General features: G+C 66.6%; 1 protein-coding gene and 1 pseudogene. Both read left to right on the top strand.

The window, feature by feature from the left end; translation table 11 throughout:
• Positions 1–378: pseudogene (locus tag ABIE19_RS17480) on the top strand (methyl-accepting chemotaxis protein); the annotation flags it as partial.
• A gap of 233 nt (positions 379–611) precedes the next feature.
• Positions 612–1,471: cache domain-containing protein (locus ABIE19_RS17475; protein ID WP_354090529.1), on the top strand; the 860-nt coding region annotated here is incomplete at its 3' end.

Here is a 1,471-nt window from a genome sequence, read left to right as displayed (position 1 = left end):
CAGCGGATTGTGGACCGCGTGGCGGAGATCGACGGCCTGGTGTCGGAGATCGCGGCCTCGGCCCAGGAGCAGGCCGTGGGTCTGCAACAGGTCAATACGGCCGTGAACCAGATGGACCAGGTCACCCAGCAGAACGCGGCCATGGTCGAGGAATCCACCGCCGCCAGCCACTCCCTGGCCCAGGAGGCCGATGTCCTCGCCGCCTCTGTGTCACGGTTCCGCACGGCTCAGGAACGGACTTCGGGCCATGTCCCGGCTCCGGTCCCCGTCCGCACGCCGCCGGCGGTGGCCCAGACGGTGGCGGCCTTGAAGACGGTCGGTCGCGGCGGCGCGGCGCTCAAGCCCCAGGCTCTCGCGGACGAGTGGGAAGAGTTCTGATCCACTCATGACGACGGCGGGGGCTGACACGGCACCCGCCGTTTTCAATTGACCGATCCAAGGCTTGAATAGGCCTATGTAAAAAATCGGTACGGCGAAGCTTGTGCCGATTTTCCTGCAGCTCAATGCTGAAGTTTACGTCGGGGAAGTAGGGAATTTTACGCAACCGCGATTTTCCGTCACGTTTACCCCGCCATGTCATCTAGCCCCGATAGTCAGGGGATATGACCTTTATGCGTAGTTTGACGATCGGCGGCCGGGTGAACCTGTTGTCGGTGCTGGCGGTGGCCGGATTGCTTCTGGTGACGGGCCTGTCGCTGATGAAGCTCGACAGGGTGATGCGCGACGAGATCGCGGACCGGACGCGAAAGACCGTCGAGGTCGCCCACAGCGTGGTCGCCCATTATCAGGCGCAGGAACAGTTGGGCGTCATGACCCGGCCCCAGGCCCAGGCGTCGGCGCTCTCGACCCTGCGCGCCCTGCGCTACGGCCAGGACGATTATTTCTGGGTCAACGACATGCAGCCGCGCATGGTCATGCACCCCTTCAGCCCCCAGCTGGAAGGCCAGGACCTGAGCGCCAAGACGGACGCCGACGGCGTCTTCATGTTCCGTGAAATGACCGAGATCGCCCGTCGCGACGGGGCGGGCTTCCTCAATTACCGCTGGGCCAAGCCTGGCCAGGAAGAGCCGGCGCCCAAGGTGTCCTACGTCAAGGCCTTCAAGCCCTGGGGCTGGGTGATCGGTTCAGGCGTCTACACCGACCAGATCGTCGCCGCCGTGGCCCGCGCGGCCCTGACCCTGGGCGGCATGGCCCTGGTCGTGGCCCTGGCCATGGGCGCGGCCGGCTGGTTGCTGGGTCGCTCGGTCGCGCGGCCGGTCGTGGCCCTGGCCGATCGCATGAAGCGTCTGGCCGACGGCGACAAGGCGACGGCCATCCCGGGTCTGGCCCGTCATGACGAGATCGGCCGCATGGCTGGTGCGCTGGAAGTCTTCCGCGACGCGGCGATCGCGAACGACCGCCTTGAGGCGGAAGCGGCGGCGCAACGCGCGTCGGCCGAGGAGGAACGCGTCCGCGTGGAGGCCGAGAAGGC

The sequence above is a fragment of the Brevundimonas faecalis genome (assembly GCF_040549405.1).
Taxonomy (GTDB): Bacteria; Pseudomonadota; Alphaproteobacteria; order Caulobacterales; family Caulobacteraceae; genus Brevundimonas; species Brevundimonas faecalis.
This window is presented reverse-complemented; position numbering and strand designations above follow the sequence as displayed.